The sequence below is a fragment of the Rathayibacter sp. VKM Ac-2803 genome, assembly GCF_009807175.1.
Taxonomy (GTDB): Bacteria; Actinomycetota; Actinomycetes; order Actinomycetales; family Microbacteriaceae; genus Rathayibacter.
The window spans coordinates 1654159-1671843 of record NZ_WUCD01000001.1 but is presented as its reverse complement, the minus strand read 5'-3'; the positions used below and the strand labels follow the sequence as shown (position 1 = coordinate 1671843).

Here is a 17685-nt window from a genome sequence, read left to right as displayed (position 1 = left end):
GGGCGCCCAGCATCGGGCGCCCTCCCCCACCACGAAGGAGTGAGGCGTACGTGACCACGAACATCCTCGAGATGCGCGGCATCACCAAGACGTTCCCGGGCGTGAAGGCCCTGCAGGACGTCACCCTGAGCGCCGAGCGCGGCGAGGTGCACGCGATCTGCGGAGAGAACGGCGCCGGCAAGTCGACGCTGATGAAGGTGCTGTCGGGCGTCTACCCGCACGGCACGTACGAGGGCGACATCGTCTTCGAGGACGAGGTGATGCAGTTCGCCAGCATCCGCGACTCGGAGGCGAAGGGCATCGTCATCATCCACCAGGAGCTGGCCCTCAGCCCCTACCTCTCGATCGCCGAGAACATCTTCCTCGGCAACGAGGTCCGCGGATTCGCCGGCCTGATCGACTGGAACAAGACCAACCAGGAGGCGGCGGCGCTGCTCGCCCGCGTCGGCCTGCGCGAGAACCCCACCACGAAGATCCAGGACATCGGAGTCGGCAAGCAGCAGCTCGTCGAGATCGCGAAGGCGCTCTCGAAGCGGGTCAAGCTGCTCATCCTCGACGAGCCGACCGCGGCCCTCAACGACGAGGACTCGGACCACCTGCTCGATCTGATCCTGCACCTCAAGGAGCAGGGCATCACGTCGCTGATCATCAGCCACAAGCTGAACGAGATCAAGAAGATCGCCGACACCGTCACGGTCATCCGCGACGGCAAGACCATCGAGACGATCGCCCACGACGACGTCACCGAAGACCGGATCATCAAGGACATGGTCGGGCGCGACCTCGACCACCGCTACCCCGACCACACGCCGCACATCGGCGAGGAGATCCTCCGCGTCGTCGACTGGACCGCCCACCACCCGCAGGACCCCACTCGCGTGATGGTCGACAAGGTGAACCTCAACGTCCACCGCGGCGAGATCGTCGGCATCGCCGGGCTCATGGGAGCCGGTCGCACCGAGTTCGCGATGAGCCTCTTCGGCCGCTCCTACGGAAGCCGGATCTCGGGCCAGGTCTTCAAGGCCGGCAAGGAGATCAAGATGCGCAACGTGTCCGAGGCGATCGCGCACGGACTCGCGTACGCCACGGAGGACCGCAAGCACTACGGGCTCAACCTCATCGACGACATCAAGCGGAACATCTCGCTCGCCTCGCTCGACAAGGTGTCGAAGACCGGACTCGTCGACGACAACCGCGAGTTCGAGGTCGCCAACGAGTACCGCGGCAGCATGAACATCAAGTCGCCGACCGTTCTCGCCAAGACCGGCAAGCTCTCCGGCGGCAACCAGCAGAAGGTCGTCCTGTCGAAGTGGATCTACTCCGACCCCGACGTCCTGATCCTGGATGAGCCCACCCGCGGCATCGACGTGGGTGCCAAGTACGAGATCTACACGATCATCAACCGGCTCGCGGCGGCCGGGAAGGGGATCATCGTGATCTCCTCCGAGCTGCCCGAGCTGCTCGGCATCTGCGACCGCGTCTACGCGCTGTCGGAGGGCCGCATCACGGGCGAGCTGCCCATCGCCGAGGCGACGCCCGAGGCCGTCCTCACCCTCATGACTCAGGAGAAGCAACGATGACCGATCTGCAGAACGAACCGTCGACCGCGGCGGGAGCGCAGGTGAAGCCCGTCGAGAACGCGTTCACGGCGCGCATCAGCCACGTGCTCAGCGACCTCGGCAAGAACGGCATCTTCCTCGCCCTCATCGTCGTGGTGCTGCTGTTCCAGATCATGACCAACGGGATCCTCCTGCGTCCGCAGAACATCTCGAACCTGATCGTCCAGAACGGCTACATCCTGATCCTCGCCATCGGCATGGTGATGGTCATCGTGGCCGGGCACATCGACCTCTCGGTCGGCTCGATCGCCGCGTTCGTCGGAGCCATGTCGGGCGTCTTCGCCGTCAACATGGGCCTGCCGTGGTGGCTCTCGATCATCCTGTCGCTGCTCATCGGAGCGGCGGTCGGAGCGTGGCAGGGCTTCTGGATCGCGTTCGTGGGGATACCCGCGTTCATCGTGACCTTGGCGGGCATGCTGATCTTCCGCGGTCTCGCGCTCGTCGTCCTCGGCAACGCGAACATCGGCTCGTTCCCGGTCGAGTACCGCGCCCTGGGCAACGGCTTCCTCACCGACCTGTTCGGCGAGACCGAGCTCGACCCGCTGTCGCTCGGCGTCGGCGCGCTGGCGATCGTCGCCTTCACGGTGCAGTCGATCCGCACCCGTCGCGGACGCCAGCAGTACAACCAGGGTGTCGAGCCCGGCGCCTGGTTCGTCACCAAGCTCGTCCTGGTCGCCCTCGTCATCGGCGCCTTCGCCTTCGCGCTGGCCTCGTTCAAGGGCATCCCGGTCACGCTGATCGTGCTGGCCGTGCTCGTCCTGGTCTACGGCGTCGTGATGAACCGCTCGGTCTTCGGCCGCCACGTCTACGCGATCGGCGGCAACCTGCACGCCGCTGAGCTGTCGGGCATCAAGACCCGCAACGTCACCTTCTGGCTCTTCGTCAACATGGGCGTCCTCGCGGCGCTGGCCGGCCTCGTCTTCACCGCGCGCCTCAACCTCGCGGGCCCGAAGGCGGGCGACGGCTTCGAGCTCGAGGCCATCTCGGCGGCCTTCATCGGCGGCGCGGCGGTCCAGGGCGGTGTCGGCACCATCGGAGGCGCGATCCTGGGTGGTCTGATCATCGGCGTCCTGAACAACGGCATGTCGATCATGGGCATCGGCATCGAATGGCAGCAGGCGGTCAAGGGCCTCGTGCTCCTGCTCGCGGTCGCCTTCGACGTCTACAACAAGCGCCGCTCGGGCGGGCGCTAGGCTCCGTGCCCGCCGACTGGTCGCGGTTCCTGCCGCTGAGCTCGGGGCCGCGCGGCGACGAGTCGGGGGTCAGCAACGACTGGCGCGTCCCCGTCGCCGAGCGGCTCGACCGCCTCGCAGTCCGGGCTGCTTCGGCACTGGCCGCCTCTCCCTCTCGCACCGAGGGCGAGGCGGCCAGTGCCGTCTCTGCCGCACATCTGCTGGGCGAGCTGGTCGTGCGGCTCTCGAGCAGCACCGGTCAGCGCCTCGCGACGCGCTTCGGCGCCCGAGAGGCCTCCTCCCCTCCCCCGCCCGCCGAGATCCCCGCGGCACTCGCGGCCCTCGCCTCCGCGCGCCGCTCCGGCGGCGGCCCGAACGGCGTGGCCGAGCTCGTCGAGGTGGTCCGGGCCGAGCTCGCCCTCTCCTCCGGACTCGCCCTGCCCTCCCGCCTGTCGGGAGCCGTCGCGCTCGATCGTCTGCAGCGCGCGCCGCTCCCCATCCGCGCGGCGATCCGCGATCGCTCGCTCGCCCCGACCGACGCCGACTGGAGGCTCGGCCGCGGCCCCGCAGTCGTCGCACCCGCGGAGGAGATCCTCCGCTTCCTGCTCGGTCTCGGCCCCTTCCCGGCGCAGGCGGACGCATAGCCCGCCGTAGCATCGGAGGATGACCGTCTCACTGCCGAGAAGCACTCCCTCCGCCGCCTCACTCGACGCCGAGGGCGTCCTCGACCTCCTCGACGCCCTCGAGTCCGCCGAGGGGGTGGAGCTGCACGGTCTCGTGATCGTGCACCGCGCGCAGGTCATCGCCGAGGGCTGGTGGGCGCCGTACAGCGCCGAGCGGCTGCACCTCTTCTACTCGCTCAGCAAGAGCTTCACCTCGACCGCGGTCGGTCTCGCGGCCGCCGAGGGGCTGCTCGACCTCGACGACACGGTGCTCTCCTTCTTCCCCGAGCTCGACGCGGAGGTGACCGATCCGCGGGCGCGCGCGATCCGCCTCCGCGACGTGCTCGCCATGGCGAGCGGCCACCGTGCCGAGACCATCGACCGCGCTCGCGAGATCGATCCGGTCGACATGGTCCGCGGGTTCCTGCTCACTCCCCCCGAGGAGGAGCCGGGCAGCCTCTTCGCCTACAACCAGCCGTGCACCTTCGCGGCCGCCGCGATCGTGCAGCGTGTGAGCGGTGGGTCGCTGCTCGAGTACCTGCGGCCGCGCCTGCTCGACCCGCTCGGGATCGGCGAGGTCGCCTGGATCCGCGACGAGTCCGGGCGCGAGATCGGCTACAGCGGTCTGCACGCCACGACCGAGGACGCCGCGAAGCTCGGACTCCTCTACCTGCAGGACGGGCGCTGGAACGGCGAGCAGCTGCTGAGCCCGGAGTGGGTGGCCGAGGCGTCGCGCGCGCACGTCGGCACTCCCGACGCCGGTGGAGCCGACTGGGCGCAGGGCTACGGCTTCCAGTTCTGGCGCTCCCTGCACGGCTACCGCGCCGACGGCGCGTACGGCCAGTTCAGCCTGATCGTGCCCGAGCACGACCTCGTCGTCGCGATCACCGGGCAGACCAGCGACACCGAGACGCTGCTCGCGAGCGTGTGGGAGCACCTGCTCCCCGCGGTGGGCGGGCCCTCGACGGCGGAGGCGGACGCTCGGCTGTCCGAGCGCCTGGCCTCGCTCGCGCTGCCTCCGCTCGCGGGGCTCACGGAGTCGCCCGAGCCCGGCCGGTACTTCCCCGCCGCCGACTCGCCGATCGCGACGATCACGGCGGTCGAGATCTCGGGAGGCGACTCCTGGACGATCTCGCTGATCGAGGGTGACGAGCGGATCGTGCTCGCGCCGGGATCGGGCGAGTGGGTCACCCGGGACGCGCACTCGGCGAGCGCCGGTCGAGCGGCCGACGGCTCGCTGCTGGTCGATGTGATCTTCATCGAGACACCGCACCGCCTGCACGTCCGGGTCTCGCCCGAGACCGGCACGTTCGCGGCGCGCTGGCAGACCGAACCGCTGCACGTCGACTCGCTCTCGACGGTGCGCGCGCCGCGCTGACGCCTCGCGGCTCGGGAGGAGAGGTCCTCCTCCTGAGACGCGGCCGCGGTTCGCCCTCGCGCGATGTTGACGTCGCCATGTACGGTGAAGGCGGAGTGTTTGCGTGAACATCCGCGCAGATCCGGTGCAAAGGAGCACAGCATGACGTCTCGTACACGATCGGCCGGAGCGGCGGTGGCGGCCCTGCTGGTCGCGGCGCTCCTCGGAGTCGGAGCGCAGCCCGCCGCGGCGGCGGGAGCGGTGACGGATCCGAACGACGGAGTCCCGCGCACCAGCTCGCCACCGACCTACACCGACTACCCCGCGATCGCCGATCCGGGCCTCGGCGCCGCCGACTACTTCCAGCCCTACTGGTACGACACCGACGGCCGGCACATCCAGGCGCACGGCGGGCAGATCGTCACGGTCGAGGAGGGCGGACAGCAGGTCCAGTACTGGTACGGCGAGGACCGCACCAAGGGCTACTGGAACAGCCCCGGAGTCGCGGTCTACCGCTCGACCGACGGCCACAACTGGGAGAACAGGGGCACCGCGCTCCGCAGCGTCTCGGCTCCGGACGACCTGGAGGCTCCGTACTTCGACGCGCTCTACGACACGGTCGACGACGCCGGGCAGCCGCGCGCCGAGCGCATCGCCGAGCTCGACTACCACCTCGACACCACCCAGTCCTCCCCCAACACCGCGATCTTCGAGCGGCCGAAGGTGCTGTTCAACGAGGCGACCGGCAAGTGGGTGATGTGGTGGCACTCCGACGGGCGCATCACGCCGGGCGGCAGCACCTACGCGCGGTCGATGGCCGGAGTCGCGGTCTCTGACAGCCCGACTGGTCCCTTCACGCTCCAGGGCGTCTACCGGCTCTACAACCGCTCGAACTACCAGGCCTGCACGTCGTCGGCCGTTCCCGGTCAGGCGCGCGACATGACCGTCTTCCAGGACGAGGACGGCACGGCGTACATCTCCTACTCCTCCGAGGAGAACTACACGCTCTACGTCGCGAAGCTCGACGCGAGCTACACGAACGTCGAGCGCACCACGACGACCGACACTCTCGACGCGCACCAGTACTCGGCCGACGGGAAGTACCCGTACGTCTTCGCCGACGGCGAGGCGGGCGCACCCGTGCGCGGCACCGACTTCCAGATCGTGAAGGAGTGCGGCCACCTCGAGGCGCCCGCGATCTTCGCGAACGGCGGGAAGTACTACACGATCGCCTCCGGAGCGACCGGCTGGGCGCCCAACCAGCAGACCTACTACACCGCCGACTCGATCCTCGGCCCGTGGATCCGCGGCGTCGAGAAGGCCGACGCGAACGAGAACGTCGCCTACAACGCGATCCCCGAGGGCGGCGACGGACGACTCTCGATCGGCGACACCCGCGGCACCACCTTCGGCTCGCAGTCGACCAACGTGCTCACGCTCGCGCCCGGGAAGTACGTCTACATGGGCGATCGCTGGAACGACGGCGCCTCCGACTCGACCTACGTCTGGCTGCCGATGACCGTCGGTGAGAACGGGCGGCTCGAGATGCGCAACCCCGCCGCCGAGGACCCGGCCCGCTGGGGTGCGGGCTGGGACGCCTCCTACTGGGACGACAAGGGCGTCGGAGCCGGCACCTGGTCGGTCGTCGACGACCGGCTGCCCGACACAGTGCGCCGAAACGCCGACGTCGCCGCCGTGCTCCCCGCGACCGTGTCGGTGAAGACCGGCGCCGGCACCCGCGACGTCGCCGTGACGTGGAAGCCCACCGGACCGGCGAACCTCGGCACCCTGCAGGTCACCGGCGTCCTCGCCGCCGACTCCGAGTTCGCAACGGGTCGCACCTTCACGCGCACCATCGAAGTCGCTGAGCCCGGCATCGCGAACCTCGCCCCGGGGGCGTCGGTGACGGTTTCGAGCCGTGCCGATCTGGCGCCGAAGCTCATCGACGGCGCCACGAAGGCCAAGGGCTGGGACGACTGGACGAGCTCGGGCTACCCGCGCGACAGCCGTCTCGCGTTCTCGTGGAGCACGCCGCAGAACCTCGACTCCGTCACGGTGCACGCCTTCAAGGACGGCGCGACCGCCACCTGGCCCTCACGCATCGAGGTCGAGTACCAGGTGGGCGGTGCCTGGACGACGAGCTCGGTCGGCGCGACCCTCTCGCAGAGCGCGACGGAGGCGGCGCCGGCGGTCGTGCTCGACCTGTCGTCGCTGCCCGACACCACCGGGCTGCGCCTCCACCTGACGAGCGCGGCGAACACCTGGCAGTCGATCGCGGAGGTGCAGATCTGGGGCACCGCTCCCCCGGTCAACGTCTGCCGGGTGGCGGGTGCCGCCGTCTCTGCGTCGTTCAGCCAGACCAAGTGGGCGACGCTCCCCGCCGCGAACGCGTGCGACGGCAACGTCACCACCGCCTGGTCGACCTGGACCGACGGCACGTTCGCGGGCAGCGCCGACTTCACGCTGACGAACACCGAGGCGCACCGCGTATCCGGCCTGACCTTCACGAACACCGAGGGCACCGTGTCCTCGGTGAGCGTGGCCTACCGCGCGGCCGACGGCACCTGGAAGCCGACCTCGGCCCAGAACGTCGCACCCGCCGCGAACGGGTCGCTGACGACGATCCCCTTCACCACGGTGTCGGCGACCGGGCTGAAGCTGACGTTCTCGACTCCGGGCTCGTACCTCAAGATCACCGAGATCGTCGTGCCCGAGACGGCGGCTCCGGCGCTGAAGGTCACCGCATCGGTCTCGTCGAGGTGCGTGGCCGGCAAGGCGGTCCTGTCGGTGACGGCCACCAACGGCGAGACCGCGCCGCTGGGCATGGCGTTCGCTTCGGCCTACGGCCAGAAGTCGTTCACCGGAGTCGCCGCCGGGTCGAACGCGACCCACAGCTTCACGACGCGGCAGGCGAGCATGCCGGCCGGTGAGGTCGTCGCGACCGCGACGGGCGCCGGCTCCAGCGTCGAGCAGAGGGTGGCGTACCCCGCTCGCAGCTGCTGACCGGAGCGCCGAGGAGGAGGGACGGGTCGTGATCCGTTCCTCCTTGCGGCGTGCCCGCGCGCTCGCAACCTGCACCCGGAAGCGGGGTGCCGTCGCGTCCGGCCCGGCTGATAGGAATCACAGGTCGGTGCCCCTCCCGACCCGACGAACGGCAGACCCCGTGATCCGCTCCCCCCGCGCCGCGCTCTCGGCCGTCGTCCCGACCGCCGCCCTCGCGCTGGCCGTCGTCTTCGCCTCGGCCGCACTCGCCCCGGAGGCGGCGACCTCGCCGGAGCAGAGCACCGAGGCGGTCGTCGCGGAGACGCCGACGCCCGCCCCGACCGCTTCACCCACGCCGATGCTCCGGAACGACGGCGAGACCGCGCCGGGCCTCCCCCGGTGCTGCGGAGGTGCTCAACCGAGCGCGGAGGACTCGATCGGCGGCGCTGCGCCCGCTCCCCGCCCGACCGACGCGCCCGAAGCGGAGACTCCCGAGGGCGTCGTCGACGGCGAGGAGCCCGCGGAGGGGGACCCCGAGCTGAGGGACGCAGGGGGCGTCGATGTCGGCGTCGCTATCGATCCGCCGACGGGCCCCGGCGCGCTGGCCATGACGGTCGCGGGCTCGGCGGCGCAGCTGCAGGAGGCGGAGTCGGACCCGCAGCGGCGGGAGTTCCGCGGCGCACTCCCCGCGGTCACCGTCACCGACACCCGCGCCGCGGCGGGCTCCGGCACCTGGTACGTCGTGGCCTCGGCGGGCGACTTCGTGAGCGCACCGGGCCGGCCGGCGATCGGCGCCGACCACCTCGGCTGGACACCGTCGCTCGTCGGCGAGCCCGGCGGCGCCCGGGCGGGCGAGCCGGCCGCCTCCGCACTCGAGGGCGGAGCCGGACTGAGGGACACGGTCCTGCTCACGGGCTCGGCCAGCCCCGTCCCGGCGTCCGCGACGGCCGAGCTCCGCCTCCTGACCGAGCGCTCGGTCGCCCCCGGCGCCTACCGCTCGACGCTCACCCTCTCGCTCTTCGAGTGAGCGACTGGCCGCTCAGGCTTGCGAGACCGCCAGCGTGACGACGAGCGCCGAGTGCACGATCGGCTCCGAGACCGCGAAGTAGCGCTCGGAGCCCTCGATCCACGCCTCCGTCGCGCCCTCGCGGGTGCGGAAGAGCACCGGCTCCTCGTTGGTCGCCCCGCGGCCGTCGGCCTTCGCGACGGCCTGGGAGCGGAGCTCGTGCAGGACCTGCTCCGCGGTGGCCTCGCCGGAGGAGACCCGGTCGCGGACCGTGCGCGTGCGGGCCGCGTCGATGCCGAGGTCGCGCCCCGTGGCGAGAGCGGCGACGACCGCGCCGTCGCAGTGCGCGATGCTGATCCGCATCCGCTCGAGGGCCGGGTGCTCGCCGCCGAGCACCGGGCGGCCGTGCGGGCCCCCGCAGCGCTCGCAGCGGGCGTCGACGGTGATCTCGAGCGGATCGACGCCCACGGTCTCCGCGGCCAGCTCGCGCACGAGGACGCGGCCGAGGAGGAAGCTGTCGCGGGCCTCGCGCCGCCCGGTGGCCTCGTAGCGGAGGCGCTCGGCGAGGGTGAGGAGGCGGAGCATCCGGTGCCGCGACGAGTCGAGCACCTCGGGACGGGCCCAGCGGAGCTGGACGTCGTCGGTGGCGAGGAGGGGGAGTCCGGTCATGGCCTGGACGCTACGCGCCCCACCCGACTTCCCCGTGACGCCCCGGTGACCACCCGGCGACGCCGGCGCGGGCGGCACCGGGAGCGCACCGCCGCCTCCCCGCGCGGGCCCAGCCACTCCCCAGTCCTCAGGCCGATCCTTCGCCTTCGCGGGGTCTCGGGTTAGTCTGTCGAGGTTGACCTGGCGCAGAACGTGCTAGGGCGTCGGCAGTTCCGGCGTGAATCGGGGGGTTATCGAAGGAGAATGCGTGGCGTCCGACAGTAGGACAATCGGTGGCGTGGTCAAGGCGACCGTCGGCTTCCTGGCCATGAGCGTCGTCGCCGGCGTGCTGGTGACCGCGACCGTGACGCCCGCCGTGGCCATCGCAGGAGTCGCCGCCAACCAGTCGATCGGCATCTTCGACGGCCTCCCCGAGTACCTCGAGGTCGACAAGCTCTCCGAGAAGAGCAACATCTTCGCGACCCGCTCCGACGGCTCGACCCAGCTGCTCGCCTCCTTCTACGTCGAGAACCGCGTCGAGGTCCCGCTCGACCAGATCTCGCAGTTCGCGAAGGACGCCGCCGTCTCGGGCGAGGACCCCCGCTTCTACGAGCACGGCGGGGTCGACCTCCCCGGCACGCTCCGCGCGGTCGCGCAGACCTACGTGCTCGGCAACGACGTGCAGGGCGGATCCTCGATCACCCAGCAGTACGTGAAGAACGTGCTCGTCGAGAAGGCCGTCCGCAACATCACCGACGAGGCCGAGCGCGCCGCCGCGATCGACGAGGCGACCCGCACCTCTCCCGAGCGCAAGCTCCGCGAGATGAAGCTCGCGATCGGCATCGAGAAGGAGTACACGAAGGACCAGATCCTCCAGGGCTACCTGAACATCGCGTTCTTCGGCGGTACCACCTACGGTCTCGAGACCGCGTCGAACTACTACTACAACACCACGGCCGCGAACCTCACCGTCGCGCAGGCCGCGAGCCTCATCGCGATCGTCAACAACCCCGCAGCGCTGCGGATCGATCAGCCCGACGACCCCGAGAACGGCGTCGCGAACGGCTACGCCCGCAACAAGGAGCGCCGCGACTACATCATCGGCAAGATGCTCGAGGAGGGGAAGATCTCGCAGGCCGACCACGACGCCGCGATCGCGACGCCGGTCGAGCCCCAGATCACGCAGCCCAGCACCGGCTGCTCCACCGCGGGCAACGCGGGCTACTTCTGCGACTACGTCACGAACGTGCTCAAGAACAACGAGATCTTCGGCGCCGACGAGGACACCCGCTGGACGAACTTCCGCCGCGGTGGGCAGGACGTCTACACGACGCTCGACGTCGATCTGCAGGACGCCGCCGTCAACGCCGTCGACTCCCAGGTGCCGCAGACCTGGAACTTCGACGTCGGAGCCGTCTCAGTCAGCGTCGAGGTCGGCACCGGCCGCGTCCTGGCGATGACCCAGAACAAGAAGTACTCGCAGGACCCGGAGGTCCTCGCGGCCGACCCGTCCTACAGCGCCATCAACCTCAGCACCGACAAGGCCTACGGCGGCTCGGCCGGCATCCAGCCCGGATCGACCTACAAGCTGTTCACTCTCGTCGACTGGCTGAAGGAGGGGCACAGCATCAACGAGTCGGTGAACGGCACGAGGACGACGACCTGGGGTACCTTCACCGACTCCTGCGAGGCCGGCGGCACCGTGACCAGCCCCTCCCCCGGTACGCGCAACGACGAGGGCGGGAACGGCCAGGTCGGCACTCCGGTGACCTTCACCAAGACCTCGCTCAACACCGGCTTCGTGGCGATGGCCCGCGAGCTCGACCTCTGCGCGATCCGAGACACCGCGGCGGCGATGGGAGTCGTCCAGGGCAGCGACGGCGAGCTCGAGCACAACCCGTCGTCGGTGCTCGGCACCAACTACGTCTCTCCGCTCTCGATGGCGGGCGCCTACGCGACGATCGCGTCCGGAGGCATCACCTGCGACCCGATCGCGATCGACCGGATCACCGACGCGACGGGCGCCGATCAGCCGGTGCCCCCCGCGAACTGCCGGCAGTCGATCGACCGCAACGTCGCCGCCACTGCCGCGGTCGCGCTGCAGTCGACCTTCACCTCGGGCGGCACGGCGACCGCCTCGCGCACGCCCGACCGCGTCCCGCTGATCGGCAAGACCGGTACGACCGACGACGCCGTCGCCACCTGGATGACCGGGGCGAGCACCCGCGTCGCGACGGCCGTGGGCGTCTTCAACATCCAGGGCGACGCCAACCTGCGCAGCCGTCAGTACTTCTTCGACTCCGGATCCTCCGCCACCGCGCGGCACCGCATCTGGCCCGTCGTTATGGCGGCCGCGAACGCGAAGTACGGCGGAGAGGCGTTCCCGGAGGCTGATGGGTCGCTCCAGGTCGTCCCCAAGATCGAGATCCCGGATGTGACGGGGCTGGCTCTCGCCGACGCGAAGGCCAAGCTCGCGGCCGCCGGCTTCAGCGTCGTCGACGGCGGGGCCGAGGCGAGCGACGCCGCGGTCGGAACGGTCACCCGTCAGGACCCGTCCGGCTCCGCGCAGGCGGGCTCCGGCATCACCGTCTGGACCAGCAACGGCAACCAGAAGACGGTGCCCGACGTCGTCGGACAGGACCTGGAGGCGGCGAAGGCCGCGTTCGGAGCCGCCGGCTTCGCGAGCATCACGCTCTCGTGCACCGAGGATCCGAAGGCGCCGGACACCGGGCAGGTGACGGGCCAGGATCCGGCCGGCGGCTCCTCCGTCGCCCCCGATGCGGCCCTGAAGGTCGCCGTCTCGGCGAAGAAGTGCCCGTAGCCGCCACCTCCGGCTCGTGAGACCGCGTTCGGCTCGCAGGATCCTCGGATTGCTGCGAGCCGAACGCGTTTCTGGGAGCCGGAGGTGCTCGCCGGAGCCGTTGCCGCCCCGGGGGCTACTGCCCGCGCCCGCGGATCGCGCCGACGATCGCCACCGTCGCGAAGTGCACGAACATCCCGAAGATGCCGAAGCACGCCAGCGCTCCGCTCGCGTCGGCGTAGGGCCGCTGCGCGTCGGTCATCGAGCCCGGGGTGACGACGTCGAGGGCGAAGAAGCCGATCGCCAGGCCGAAGCAGACCAGGCTCAGCCAGAACAGCGACCGGATCGCCCGACCCACGGGGTCGTAGTAGCGCGGATTCGACATCGGGCCTCCGGTTCTCGTGCCCTCCGTGTCTATCCGCCCGCGCCCTCCCCCGCAACGCATTGCGCTCGGCCCGTCCGAGTGGACATGAAGAAGCCCCGACCCGCTCTCCAGGAGCAGGCCGGGGCTTCCCGAGCAGGCTACGCCGCCAGCGGCAGGCGCGCGGCCGAGGTGACGACCAGCTCGCCGCCGACCGCGTCGACGCTCACGGCGCCTCCGTCGGTCACGTCGCCGCTCACGAAGAGGTCGGCGATGCGGTCGTCGACCGAGCGCTGCACGAGGCGGCGCAGCGGGCGCGCCCCGTACTGCGGCTCGTAGCCGTGCTCGGCCAGCCAGTCGATCGCGGCCTCGGTGACCTCGAGCGAGACCTCCCGCGAGGTCAGGCGCGCCCGGGTCGCGTCGAGCACGATGCTCACGATCTCGCGCAGCTGCTCGCGGCCGAGGCGGCGGAACAGCACGATCTCGTCGATGCGGTTCAGGAACTCGGGGCGCATGGCCTCGCGGAGACGTCCCATCACGCGGTCGCGCAGGTCCTTCTCCGAGGCGAAGCCCTCGGCGGAGTCGTCGCTGTGCGCGACGAAGCCGAGCGCTCCCGACCGCGACGCGAGGAACTCCGACCCCAGGTTCGAGGTCATGATGATCACCGTGTTCCGGAAGTCGACCGTGCGGCCCTGGCCGTCGGTCAGGCGTCCGTCGTCGAGCACCTGCAGCAGCAGGTTGAAGACGTCGGGGTGCGCCTTCTCGATCTCGTCGAACAGCACGACGGAGTAGGGGTTCCGCCGCACGCGCTCGGTGAGCTGGCCGGCCTCGTCGAAGCCGACGTATCCGGGAGGGGCGCCGATGAGTCGCGCGACCGTGTGACGCTCGCCGAACTCGCTCATGTCGAAGCGGATCACCGACTGCTCGTCGGCGAAGAGCGACCCCGCGAGCGTGCGCGCGAGCTCGGTCTTGCCCACGCCCGTCGGACCGAGGAAGAGGAAGGATCCGACCGGACGCGACGCGTCACCCAGCCCGGTGCGGCTGCGGCGCACGGCGCGGGCGACCGCGGTGACCGCGTCGTCCTGGCCGATGACGCGCTGGTGCAGCTCGGTCTCGAGGTGCGCGAGACGGTCGCGCTCCCCCTCCGTCAGCCGCGACACCGGGATGCCGGTGGCGCGGGCGACGACCGCGGCGATCTCGGTCTCGCCGACGATCGCCTCCGGAGCGACGTGCCCGGTGGCCGCCGCGAGCTCGGCCTGCACCGCGGTGATCTCGTCGCGCAGTCGCGACGCCTCCTCGTAGTGCTCGCCCGAGACGGCGGCGTTCTTGGCGCCCTCGAGCGTGGCGAGCCTCTCGAGCAGGGCGGCTGTGTCGACTCCCGCACCGAGCTTCAGGCGGAGGCGCGCCCCGGCCTGGTCGATCAGGTCGATCGCCTTGTCGGGCAGCACCCGATCGGTGAGGTAGCGGGCCGACAGCTCGACGGAGGCGCGGAGGGCCTCGTCGGTGAAGGTCACGCGGTGGTGCTCCTCGTACGCGGGGCGGAGGCCGTGCAGGATCGCCACGGCGTCCTCGATGCCGGGCTCCCCGACGCGCACGGGCTGGAAGCGGCGCTCGAGCGCCGGGTCCTTCTCGATCGTGCGGTACTCCTTCAGCGTTGTCGCGCCGACGAGGTGCAGCTCGCCGCGGGCGAGGCGGGGCTTGAGGATGTTGCCCGCGTCCATGCCCCCGTCACCGGCACCACCGGCGCCGACGACGGTGTGGATCTCGTCGATGAAGACGATCAGCTCGCCCGCGTGGGCGGCGATCTCGTCCATCGTCGTGGTGAGGCGCTCCTCGAAGTCGCCGCGGTAGCGGGTGCCCGCGAGCATCGCCGGCAGGTCGAGCGAGACGACGCGCTTGTCGCGCAGCTGCTCGGGGACCTCGCCCGCGACGATCGCGCGCGCCAGGCCCTCGACGATCGCGGTCTTGCCGACGCCGGCCTCACCGACCAGCACCGGGTTGTTCTTGGTGCGGCGGCTGAGGATCTCGACGGTCTGCTCGATCTCGTCGGCGCGGCCGATCACCGGGTCGAGCCGGCCCTCGCGGGCGAGCTCGGTGAGGTCGGTGCCGAACTTGTCGAGCATCGGGGTCTCGGAGGCGGCTGCGGCGGGCTCCTCCTGTGCGACGCCCGCCGAGACGGTCTCGCGCATGCCCTGCGTGAGCGCCTCCGCGGTCACACCTGCGCGGGCCAGGACCTGCCCGGCGGGCGCGTCCTGTCCGAGGACGAGCGCGAAGAAGACGTGCTCGGGTTCGATGTAGGTCGAGCCGCTCGAGCGGGCCACCTGGTAGGCGTGGAAGAGGGCGCGCTGGGCGCTGTTCGTGATGGTGGCGGCGTTCTGCGAGGCGCCGGCCTCGGAGGCCTGCGGGAGACGCGCCTCCGTGGCGGTCGCGATGGCGCCCGGGTCGACCCCGATGCGCCGGACGGCCTGAGCGACGGCCTCGTCGTCGACGAGGACGCGCAGCACGTGCAGGGCGTCGAGCTCGGTCTGGCCGCGCTCGAGGGCGAAGCGTCCTGCGGCCTGCAGGATGCTCTGAGTGCGAGCGGTGAGGAAGCGGCTGAGGTCGATCGACCGAGCCGCGCGAGCACGCTCGCCGTCGAGGTAGCGGGCGAGGAAGTCGTCGAACGAGCTCGCTCCGGCCTCGTTGAAGTTGTCGGGCACCAGTCCTCCTGAAGAGTTGAGTCGGTTACGCTCAAGTTCAACGCAGGGGTCGCCGTCCTATTCCCGGAGCGTGCTGAGACCTGCCGGCGAGCCCCACGAGACGCCACTTCGGTGCGTGTCCGCCGGCGTATCGCCTGCGCGAGTGGCATCTCGCGACGCTCAGCGAGAGTCGTACGCTGTGGGCGTGGAGCTGGAGTTCGAGGGGGTCGTCGTCTTCTGGCGGGGGCCGGCGCCGTGGCACTTCGTCAGCGTGCCGGGCGAGCAGGCGGAGGCGATCGCCTCCGTCGCCGCCCACGTCACCTACGGCTGGGGCATGATCCCCGCGACGGTGACTCTCGGCGCGAGCACGTGGACGACGTCGCTCTGGCCGAAGGACGGCGGCTTCCTCGTGCCGCTCAAGACCGCGGTGCGCCGCGCGGAGGACGTCGAGGTCGACTCCGCGGTGCGCCTGCGGCTCGTCATCGCGACATGAAGAAGGAGGCACGGACCCTGTCCGGTCCGTGCCTCCTCGTGCGCCGACGCGCTTCTTCTCCGGGGTGGGAGCTCTAGGGGACGATGTGTCCTGCCGCGCGGAACAGCTCGTACCACTCCGACCGCGTCAGCGGGATGTCGGAGCCGAGGGCTGCATCGCTCACGCGCTGGCCGTTCGTCGTGCCGAGCACGACCTGCATGTTCGCCGGGTGGCGGGTGATCCACGCCGTCGCGATCGCGATCGCGGGAACGTCGTACTGCTTCGCGAGCCGGTCGATGACCGCGTTGAGGTCGGCGAACTCGGGGTTGTCGAGGAAGACGCCCGTGAAGAACCCGCTCTGGAACGGCGACCACGCCTGCACGGTGATGTCGTTGAGGCGGCAGTAGTCGAGGATGCCCGCGTCGCGCATGACCGACTGGCCCTCGGCGAGCATGTTCGACGCGACGCCCTGGGCGATGATCGGCGAGTGCGTGATCGACAGCTGCAGCTGGTTGGCGACGATGGGCTGGTTCAGCGACTTCTTGAGCAGCTCGATCTGCAGCGGCGTCTGGTTTGAGACGCCGAAGTGCTTGACCTTGCCCGCCGCGTGCAGCTCGTCGAAGGCGCGAGCGACCTCGTCGGGCTCGACGAGCGCGTCGGGGCGGTGCAGCAGGAGCACGTCGATGAAGTCGGTGCGCAGCGCCTTCAGCGAGCCCTCGACCGACTCGATCAGGTGCTCGTACGAGAAGTCGAAGTACGGGCCGTCGCCGACGATGCCGGCCTTGGTCTGCAGCACGATCTCGTCGCGCTCGCTCGGTGTGAGCGCGAGGGCCTCGGCGAAGCGCTCCTCGCACTGGTGCAGCGAGTTGCCGTAGACGTCCGCGTGATCGAAGAAGTCGATGCCGGAGTCGCGGGCGGTGCGGACGAGGTCGCGGATGGCGTCGTCGGTCATGTCGGGGATGCGCATGACGCCGAGGACGACGTTCGGGGAGTCGAGGCCGGAGGCGCCGAGGGGGACGTGCTTCAAGGGAGTGCTCCTTCGTTGGATACCTCGTCCACGGTAGGCGCGGCGCCTGGGTGGCGTCCAACAGTGGCTGCGGGTGCGATTCATCCGGCGGAGTGGTGAATCGCGGCCGTGTCGACGACCAGCAACGGCGGTCATCGCGAGACGGCCCCCAGAACTAAGGCCTGGAAGCAGGATCTGCCAAATTCTGCGGCTTCGGTTCGTCTCAGCCTTAGTTGTGAGCACCTTGCCGCGCACACCGGGCGGTGGAAGGCTGCCCGCATGACGATCGAGGTGCGCCCCGCCACCGTCTTCGACGACCTGGCGACGATGAACGGCCCGAAGCGGCCCGACGCGAGCGTGTGCTGGTGCCTCAGCTACCGCCTGCTCTCCTCCACCGAGAACAACTCGCTCCGGGGTCCGGCCCGCGGCGAGCGGATGCGCGAGCTCGTCGCGCAGGACCCTCCCCCCGGCGTCCTCGCCTACGACGGCGACGAGGTGGCCGGCTGGGCGGCCGTGCATCCGCGGTCCGACACCAGCTACGCGAAGAACCGCAAGATCCCGCACGTCGACGACCTCGACGTCTGGACCGTCTGGTGCATCCGCGTCCGCCCCGGCTTCCGCAAGCGCGGGATCTCGCACGCCCTGCTCGCCGGCGCCGTCGACTTCGCCCGCGCGCACGGCGCCCCGGCGATCGAGGGCTACCCCGTCGACAACGCCGGCGCGAGGGTCGAGCAGACGATGGCGTACGTCGGCACACGAGCTCTCTTCGAGCGGGCCGGCTTCGAGTACGCGGCAGACACGACGTCGGTGCTGGCCGGGTTCCCGCGCGTGGTGATGCGGCTGCCGCTTCACCGCACGATATGACAGTCGACCAGCTAGACGATCGAGACCTGCGGTGTTAGCCTCGTCGGGTCGCCACAAA

Annotated in this window: 13 protein-coding genes; 9 read left to right on the top strand and 4 right to left on the bottom strand. The window is 70.6% G+C overall.

Going from position 1 to position 17685, the window contains the following annotated elements:
- Positions 1 to 50 precede the first annotated feature (50 nt).
- The 6 genes from mmsA to GRS96_RS07790 all read left to right on the top strand — a co-directional run bounded on the left by mmsA (position 51) and on the right by GRS96_RS07790 (position 8819).
- Complete coding sequence (gene mmsA / locus GRS96_RS07815) at positions 51 to 1580, top strand: multiple monosaccharide ABC transporter ATP-binding protein (RefSeq protein WP_159988188.1); 1530 nt, start codon at positions 51 to 53, stop codon at positions 1578 to 1580.
- Positions 1577 to 2812 carry a multiple monosaccharide ABC transporter permease gene (mmsB, locus tag GRS96_RS07810; RefSeq protein WP_159854169.1) on the top strand — a complete coding sequence of 412 codons (1236 nt, stop codon included), beginning with the start codon at positions 1577 to 1579 and terminating at the stop codon, positions 2810 to 2812. Before mmsA ends, mmsB begins: the two co-directional genes overlap by 4 nt.
- Positions 2813 to 2817: 5 nt before the next feature.
- Positions 2818 to 3435: a hypothetical protein gene (locus GRS96_RS07805; protein WP_159854171.1), complete on the top strand. Its 618-nt coding sequence runs from the start codon at positions 2818 to 2820 to the stop codon at positions 3433 to 3435.
- 19 nt (positions 3436 to 3454) lie between these two features.
- Positions 3455 to 4831 carry a serine hydrolase domain-containing protein gene (locus tag GRS96_RS07800; RefSeq protein ID WP_159988187.1) on the top strand — a complete coding sequence of 459 codons (1377 nt, stop codon included), beginning with the start codon at positions 3455 to 3457 and terminating at the stop codon, positions 4829 to 4831.
- A gap of 141 nt (positions 4832 to 4972) precedes the next feature.
- On the top strand, positions 4973 to 7813 hold the full coding sequence (locus GRS96_RS07795) for a discoidin domain-containing protein (protein WP_236553584.1): 2841 nt from the start codon (positions 4973 to 4975) through the stop codon (positions 7811 to 7813).
- Positions 7814 to 7973: 160 nt separating this feature from the next.
- Positions 7974 to 8819: a hypothetical protein gene (locus GRS96_RS07790; RefSeq protein ID WP_159988186.1), complete on the top strand. Its 846-nt coding sequence runs from the start codon at positions 7974 to 7976 to the stop codon at positions 8817 to 8819.
- A gap of 12 nt (positions 8820 to 8831) precedes the next feature.
- Here the strand turns inward: GRS96_RS07790 and GRS96_RS07785 are convergent, their stop codons facing one another.
- Positions 8832 to 9467 carry a 4'-phosphopantetheinyl transferase family protein gene (locus tag GRS96_RS07785; RefSeq protein WP_159988185.1) on the bottom strand — a complete coding sequence of 212 codons (636 nt, stop codon included), beginning with the start codon at positions 9465 to 9467 and terminating at the stop codon, positions 8832 to 8834.
- Between the two features lie 277 nt (positions 9468 to 9744).
- Here GRS96_RS07785 and GRS96_RS07780 point away from each other — a divergent pair, with 277 nt between their 5' ends.
- Entirely contained in the window at positions 9745 to 12267 is a 2523-nt protein-coding gene (locus GRS96_RS07780; RefSeq protein ID WP_159988184.1) for a transglycosylase domain-containing protein, read from the top strand.
- A 115-nt stretch (positions 12268 to 12382) separates the two neighbouring features.
- Here GRS96_RS07780 and GRS96_RS07775 read toward each other — a convergent pair whose 3' ends face one another.
- Together GRS96_RS07775 and GRS96_RS07770 are read right to left on the bottom strand one after the other, a co-directional pair.
- Positions 12383 to 12631: a hypothetical protein gene (locus GRS96_RS07775; RefSeq protein WP_159854181.1), complete on the bottom strand. Its 249-nt coding sequence runs from the start codon at positions 12629 to 12631 to the stop codon at positions 12383 to 12385.
- Between the two features lie 137 nt (positions 12632 to 12768).
- A complete protein-coding gene (locus GRS96_RS07770) occupies positions 12769 to 15306 on the bottom strand; it encodes an ATP-dependent Clp protease ATP-binding subunit (RefSeq protein ID WP_159988183.1) in 2538 nt (845 codons plus the stop codon).
- A gap of 184 nt (positions 15307 to 15490) precedes the next feature.
- Here GRS96_RS07770 and GRS96_RS07765 point away from each other — a divergent pair, with 184 nt between their 5' ends.
- Complete coding sequence (locus tag GRS96_RS07765) at positions 15491 to 15778, top strand: DUF1905 domain-containing protein (protein WP_159854185.1); 288 nt, start codon at positions 15491 to 15493, stop codon at positions 15776 to 15778.
- A gap of 73 nt (positions 15779 to 15851) precedes the next feature.
- On the opposite strand, the gene GRS96_RS07760 is transcribed toward GRS96_RS07765, so the two are convergent.
- Entirely contained in the window at positions 15852 to 16784 is a 933-nt protein-coding gene (locus GRS96_RS07760; protein ID WP_268893223.1) for an aldo/keto reductase, read from the bottom strand.
- A 258-nt stretch (positions 16785 to 17042) separates the two neighbouring features.
- Here GRS96_RS07760 and GRS96_RS07755 point away from each other — a divergent pair, with 258 nt between their 5' ends.
- Positions 17043 to 17627 carry a GNAT family N-acetyltransferase gene (locus tag GRS96_RS07755; RefSeq protein WP_159988181.1) on the top strand — a complete coding sequence of 195 codons (585 nt, stop codon included), beginning with the start codon at positions 17043 to 17045 and terminating at the stop codon, positions 17625 to 17627.
- Positions 17628 to 17685: the final 58 nt, after the last annotated feature.